8 protein-coding genes and 1 other annotated feature are annotated in these 7,000 nt (G+C 45.4%); all 8 genes read right to left on the bottom strand.

What is annotated here, in order from left to right; translation table 11 throughout:
- Nucleotides 1–69: 69 nt before the first annotated feature.
- Nucleotides 70–618, bottom strand: coding sequence for a bifunctional pyr operon transcriptional regulator/uracil phosphoribosyltransferase PyrR (pyrR, locus tag IJN28_08865; GenBank protein ID MBQ6713876.1), 549 nt, complete (start codon nt 616–618; stop codon nt 70–72).
- Between the two features lie 5 nt (nt 619–623).
- The gene (locus tag IJN28_08860) at nt 624–1,550 is read right to left on the bottom strand and encodes an RluA family pseudouridine synthase (GenBank protein MBQ6713875.1); all 927 of its coding nucleotides are present in this window, start codon (nt 1,548–1,550) and stop codon (nt 624–626) included.
- Nucleotides 1,543–2,001, bottom strand: coding sequence for a signal peptidase II (lspA, locus tag IJN28_08855; protein MBQ6713874.1), 459 nt, complete (start codon nt 1,999–2,001; stop codon nt 1,543–1,545). Before lspA ends, IJN28_08860 begins: the two co-directional genes overlap by 8 nt.
- Before the next feature lie 105 nt (nt 2,002–2,106).
- Nucleotides 2,107–2,400, bottom strand: a complete 294-nt coding sequence (locus tag IJN28_08850) for a hypothetical protein (GenBank protein MBQ6713873.1) — start codon at nt 2,398–2,400, stop codon at nt 2,107–2,109.
- Between the two features lie 69 nt (nt 2,401–2,469).
- A complete protein-coding gene (gene ileS, locus IJN28_08845) occupies nt 2,470–5,256 on the bottom strand; it encodes an isoleucine--tRNA ligase (protein MBQ6713872.1) in 2,787 nt (928 codons plus the stop codon).
- A gap of 41 nt (nt 5,257–5,297) precedes the next feature.
- Nucleotides 5,298–5,511: a binding site (T-box leader), on the bottom strand.
- A gap of 72 nt (nt 5,512–5,583) precedes the next feature.
- Complete coding sequence (locus tag IJN28_08840; protein ID MBQ6713871.1) at nt 5,584–6,030, bottom strand: DivIVA domain-containing protein; 447 nt, start codon at nt 6,028–6,030, stop codon at nt 5,584–5,586.
- Nucleotides 6,031–6,043: 13 nt separating this feature from the next.
- On the bottom strand, nt 6,044–6,829 hold the full coding sequence (locus IJN28_08835) for an RNA-binding protein (protein MBQ6713870.1): 786 nt from the start codon (nt 6,827–6,829) through the stop codon (nt 6,044–6,046).
- A 5-nt stretch (nt 6,830–6,834) separates the two neighbouring features.
- Nucleotides 6,835–7,000, bottom strand: a 166-nt coding sequence (sepF, locus tag IJN28_08830) for a cell division protein SepF (GenBank protein MBQ6713869.1), incomplete at its 5' end; no start/stop codon positions are given.

Raw genomic sequence — 7,000 nt, 5'->3', positions numbered from 1 at the left:
TATATTCGTCATAAAAAACAGGAAACACCTGATTATCGGTATTTCCTGTTTCATAATAGTTCTGTTATATTACTGGATATCTTGAATCAATACGCATTCTTCGTTGTCGATCGACTCAACTTTAACAACGATCGTTTCCTTGCTGGAGGTAGGAACATTTTTACCGATATAGTCAGCGCGGATCGGAAGTTCACGATGACCGCGATCTACCAATACAGCAAGCTGGATCATTTTCGGTCTGCCCATGTCGATCACAGCATCGAGCGCGGCACGTACCGTTCTTCCCGTAAAGAGAACATCGTCGATCAATACGATCGTTTTTCCCGAAATATCGAACGGAATATCCGTTTCGTGGACGACAGCTTGATAACCAAGCTGCGACAGATCGTCACGATAGAGCGTGATATCAAGTACACCGACAGGTACCGATACACCTTCAATAGCCTTGATCTCTTCCGCAATACGTTCGCTGAGCGGAACACCACGGCTTCTGATACCGATCAAAATAAGGTTTTCGGTTCCTTTGTTTTTCTCGATGATCTCATGTGCAATACGTTTTAATGCACGTTTGATCGCCTGTGCATCCATAATTGTTTTTTTATCAATGACAACAGCCATTTTCCTCATCCTTTCTGTGAGCGTAATTTATGTAAAATTTTTTCCATATCGGTCGGCATAGGCGCAGTAAATACCATTTCCTCACCGCTTGTAGGATGCTTCAATCGAAGCTCGGCCGAATGAAGTGCTTGTCCTTTGATGGCAAAAGGCACTTTACTGCGACTGTATTTAGGGTCGGCAACAACAGGATGACCGATATACGCCATATGAACACGTATCTGATGTGTCCGTCCTGTTTCAAGCTTACATTCAAGGAACGTATACTGACCAAATCGTTCCAATACACGGAAATGCGTAACAGCGTGTTTGCTGTTTTTCTCGACAACAGCCATCTGCTTACGGTCAGTCGGATGACGCCCGATCGGTGCATTGACTGTACCTGTATCTTCGCGCATATTCCCATGTACGATCGTAAGATACGTACGTGTCGCCGTTTTTTCTCCGATCTGGATTGCAAGTGATTGATGTGATATATCATTCTTAGCGGCAACCATAACGCCCGAAGTATCTTTATCAAGACGATGAACGATACCGGGACGAAGTTCACCATTGATTCCCGACAGATCATCACAATGATAGAGAAGCGCATTTACAAGCGTCCCCGTATAATTCCCCGGCGCAGGATGAACGACCATGCCGCGCGCTTTGTTGATAATGATCATATCGGAATCTTCGTAGAGAATATCAAGTGCGATATCCTCCGCTTCGATATTGACCTCGGTCGGCTCAGGAATGGTGAACTCGATGACATCACGATTTCGAAGCTTATAGTTTGATTTTACCACAGAATGATTGACTGTGACAAAACCATCTTGAATCAATTTCTGTATCTTGGCACGTGACATGTCGGGATTTTCTGCTTGCAAAAAACGGTCTATCCTCTCTCCTGCCTGTTCTGCCTCGATCGTCCATGAGAGAACATTTTCATCCATGTGTGTTCACCTCACTCTTATCCTTTTCCCAAAAAGCTGCAGCGATAATAATAAGAGCACCACAGACAATACCAATATCAGCAACGTTGAATATCGGCCAGATGCGAAAATCAAAAAAGTCTACGACCTTTCCGATCTGAATACGGTCAACCAGATTCCCAATCGCACCACCGACAAGAAGTCCGATACCTACCTTCATCCATGCAGACTCCCTCTTGATCGCAGGATAAAAATAAATGACTGCCAACATCATCGCTACCGCAAGCGCAATGAAAAAGAATGTCTGATTGGCAAAGAGCCCGAATGCGGCTCCGGGATTCAAAATATATGTGATATGAAAGACATCAGGGACGATCGGAATCGATTCTCCGAGCTTCATATTCGCTTGTATATACGATTTGGATAACTGATCCAATACAACGATAAGAACAACTAAGATTCCCAAACGCATAGGGTTTCCTTTCTATCAATGCGACGAGTACACCGTCTTTTTATTCATATCTTATAGTATACCACGAATTGATACAGCGCGATATATAAGAGATATTTCTTTTTTTCAAAAGCCGCCTTGTTTTGCCTCGATCACTTTTAAGATAGACACAATGAAATCACCGATACCGAGAACATTGACAACGATCAATCGTCTGAGCACTTCTAATACCAATGCAAAAACGACTGTTGCCCCAACAGCTGCACCAAAGCCACGCGCAATCCCTGCAACAAAACTTGTCCAGATAAGTTTGCGTGGTTTATTCATCAACTCTACATAGTCTGCTATTCGCGATGCATCAAGTCGCTCGGCAATTCGTTCCCACCGCGTTAAGAGTTCTTTGTTCTTCTCTTGATTCATTGGCTCCCTCCTCTAGCATTAAAATATGAAAAAAGTCGAGATACTATCCCGACTCTTTTCACTCTTATTTTATTCGTTCGCCAATACTGCTGCGCAGCGTTTGCAAAGCGTAGGATGTTCGCTGACTTGTCCGACCGTTTCATCGAAGATCCAGCAGCGTTCACATTTTTCGCCTTCTGCGGCAACAACCTGAACTGCCATTTCAGTTTCTTCCGAACGGAATGCACCTTCCGGTGCTTCCATACCTTCTACTAACTGAATGCGCGACACGATCAACAGACGCGGTAAGAATTCCCCGAGTTCTGCCAAACGAGCATAGTTTTCGCCTGTTGCATAGATCGTAACGGCAGCATCGAGCGAGTGACCGATAACTTTGTCACGACGTGCAATTTCAAGCGCTTTTGTGATCTCACCACGAAGATTGAGAATCTGCTCCCATTTCTGGTCGAGTGCTTCATTTTTGTATTCTTCACTGAGTACAGGCCAGTCAGCAAGCTGTACGCTTTCAGGCATATCAGCCGTTTTCGGCATATGTTTCCATACTTCTTCCGTCGAGAACGTAAGGATCGGCGAAAGCGATACAACGAGTGTTTTGAGGATGTGATACATCGTCGTCTGTGCCGCACGACGCGATACGGACGTTGCGCCCGACGTATAGAGGCGGTCTTTCAAGACATCGAGGTAGATCGAGCTGAGATCGACCGTGCAATAGTTATGAACTGCATGATACATCACATGGAATTCGTAGTTTTCATATGCCGTCGTCACTTTGTCGTGTACCTGTGCAAGACGGAGAAGTGCCCATTTATCGAACTCTTCCAACTCATCGTACGATACCATATCTGTTTCAGGGTTGAAGTTATTGAGGTTACCGAGGATATAACGGAATGTGTTGCGGATCTTACGATATACTTCGGAAAGCTGTTTCATGATATCGTTGGAGATACGGATATCTGCTTGGTAATCAGCCGACGATACCCACAAACGAAGGATATCTGCACCGAATTTTTCGATGATCTCTTGCGGGAAGATTACATTACCGACGGATTTCGACATTTTTTTGCCTTCGCCGTCAACAACGAAACCATGCGTCAATACCGCATTATACGGCGCACGACCGCGCGTTGCTACCGAAGTAAGAAGCGACGACTGGAACCAACCGCGATGCTGATCGCTGCCTTCGAGATAGAGATCAGCCGGCCAGCTGAGTTCTTCGCGCTGTTCAAGAACTGCCGCATGGCTCGAACCACTGTCGAACCAAACGTCCATGATATCTGTTTCTTTACGGAAATGCGTATGACCGCATTTCGGACAAGCAAAACCCGTCGGCAGGATCTCTTCAGCCGATTTTGCCCACCACGCATCAGAGCCTTCTTTTGCAAAGAGTTCTTTGATCACTTCGATCGTTTCTTCATTGATGATATGCTCATTACATTTTTCGCAATAGAAGATCGGAAGCGGTACACCCCATACACGCTGACGGGAGATACACCAGTCATGACGATCTGCGATCATGTTGTGAATACGATTTTCACCCCAGCTCGGGATCCAACGCGAATCTTCAACTGCTTTGAGAGCTTCTTCACGGAATCCGTCAACCGATGCGAACCACTGTTCCGTCGCACGATAGATGACAGGGTTTTTACAACGCCAGCAATGTGCATACTGATGGCGAACAGAGCCTTTCGAGAGAAGCGCACCGTTTGCTGCCAAGCGTTTGATGATAGGTACTTCTGCATCATGAATATCCATACCTGCGAATTCGCCTGCTTCTTCGGTGAATTTACCGGCACCATTGACAGGGCTGAGTACAGGAAGATCATTGCGAAGACCCGTTTCAAAGTCATCAGGACCATGGCCGGGAGCTGTGTGTACGCAACCTGTACCTTGTTCAAGCGTAACATAATCAGCCGTTACAACGATAGATGTACGATCAATGAACGGATGCGTGAACGTCATGCCTGCCGCATCTTCACCTTTGATCGAACCAACGATCTCATACGATTCCCATTTTGCATCTTTGGCAACTGCTTCAAGAAGACCGTTCGCGATCAAGTATACTTCATTTTCTACTTTTACCCAATTGTATTCAAGTTCCGGATGAACAGCGATAGCCACGTTTGCAGGAAGCGTCCACGGCGTCGTCGTCCAGATAACAGCGAATACGTTTTCATTCGTCAAACCTTCAGGAAGTTTGCCCTGCGTATCGGCAGCTGCGAATTTAACGTAAATCGTGTGCGATTTTTTCTCAGCATATTCGATTTCAGCTTCAGCAAGAGCCGTTTCGCAAGACGGGCACCAATATACCGTTTTCAAGCCTTTGTAGATATGGCCTTTTTTCGCCATATCGCCGAATACTTCAATCTGTTTTGCTTCATAGGCATGTTTGAGTGTGATGTACGGGTTGTCCCAATCACCGTTTACACCAAGACGTTTGAAGTCTTCGCGTTGAATGTCGATCCACTGGAGCGCATAGTTTTTGCACTCTTCACGAAGTTTGAGCGGATCAAGTTCATGACGGTTAAGGCCCAAGTTTTTGATAGCAGCATGTTCGATCGGCATGCCGTGCGTATCCCAACCCGGAACATACGGTGTCTGATAACCGCGAAGCGATTTGTATTTCAGGATCATATCTTTCAATACTTTGTTTACAACATGACCGAGATGGATCTTACCGTTTGCATACGGCGGGCCATCATGCAGAATGAACTGTTTTTTGCCTTCTGCTTTTTGCTGGCGTTTGTTGTAAATATCATTCGTTTTCCAAAATTCCATGATCTCCGGTTCACGTTTCGGCAAGTTGCCGCGCATGGGGAAATCTGTTTCAGGTAAGTTCAGCGTTTTGCTGTAATCCACTTTCAAGCACCTCCAACATAAATAAAAAACCTCTCATCCCAATAAGGGACGAGAGGCAAAGTTCCCGTGGTACCACCCTAATGACAATATACTTGTCACTCTAAGACGTAATATCGTGCGTCACTCGGCATCGCTTACTGTTATTTCAGCGAGCAGCTCAGAAGGGATCTTCATCTGCTTCTGTTGCTCGGGCTTACACCATCCCCGATTCGCTGCCAACTCGTTACAGACTACTTGCTTCATCATCGCGTTAAACTTATTTACAATATGATTATTATACAAAAACAGACCGATCGCGTCAATATCTTTCTCTTATTAGAGATAAGATTATTCACCCATCTGAGAGTTGACCAATGTCAACTGGCCTTCGATCAACGTGCGAAGACGTGTACGATACAGATTCATCTCTTTTTGAAGCAGTTCGAACTCTTCACGAAGTTTCTGCACATCTCTATTTGCTTCTTCGATCGCTTTCTGGCCGCGAAGCTCAGCTTCTTTGAGCATCAAGTCAGCTTCTTTACGCGCATTGAGTTTTACTTCTTCTGCCGTTTCCTGCGCAACGATAAGCGTATTGTGAAGCGTCGCTTCCATCTTTTGATACTGCTCCAATTTGCTTTCGATGCGTTCAAGAGAATCTTTTAATTCTGCATTTTCACGATAGAGATTTTCGTAGTGCTTGACGATCTCGTCCAAGAACTCATCTACTTCTCCTTCATTATAACCGCGAAAACTATGACCAAATTCTTTGTTATGAATATCCAATGGCGTTAACATGCGTGTCCTCCTTCTAAATAAAACGTCGTAACACTAAATTGATTCTGCCTTTTTTCGTCGTCCCCATGACCTCGGCCACTTCTACACGACCACGACCGCGAAGCGAAATAATATCGCCCTCTTTGATCGCTTGTGAACTGCTTTTGACATCTTTCCAGTTCACTTTCACTTTATCGACATCGATCTCATTTGCCATCTTACTGCGCGACGTGCCAAAGCCTGCCGCTGCAATAACGTCAAGACGCATCGACGCTACAGTCGTACGGATCTCCTTGACCTTCTGCTCTCTCGGCGGGATCTCATCAAGAGCCATCTCACTTGCAGACACCTGCGCCGCACCGATCGTAACGACCGATGTCAACAAATAATTCGCAATAACAGGCGAAGTCACCACGATACAATGATCGCGCCGCATCAAAATATCGCCTATCACATCACGTTTGATACCGCTTCCCATGATAGAACCGAGCACATCGCGATGCGACAACTCATGATAACGATTATCCCAACTGAATCGAACAGCCGTAATATCGAAACTTTCCGTTCCCATAAAATCACGATGGATAAACGCGACCTTCTTGCGTTCTGCCCCCTCATAACCGCCATCTTCGGCAAGCTTCAGGCTGTCATATTGCGCAATGATCGTTTCTGCCGCCGCAAAACCTGCGGGATCAAGAAACTCGCTTACACGATATTTGCGCGTCTTAGCAGCAACATCAGCAAGGTCAAGAAGTTTTGCTACCACATCTTCCTGTCCGCTGTTTTTATAATATCGAAGAATCTTCTCACGATCACTCATCGTTATTACTGCTCATCTTTCGTCATTCTATCCCACGGCATAAAAGTCGCGGAAGCAAATTTGTCTTGAATTGCTTCGATCGACACTTCAACATTGTTCGGCGCACAGAAGAATATTTGATTACCCACTTCTTGGATAGAACCATTCAGCGCATATGTCGTACCACTGATG

Source organism: Selenomonadales bacterium, from assembly GCA_017442105.1.
In the GTDB taxonomy this organism is placed as follows: Bacteria; Bacillota; Negativicutes; order RGIG982; family RGIG982; genus RGIG982.
The sequence above is the reverse complement of the archived record's forward strand: the minus strand, read 5'-3'. Positions and strand labels throughout refer to the sequence as shown.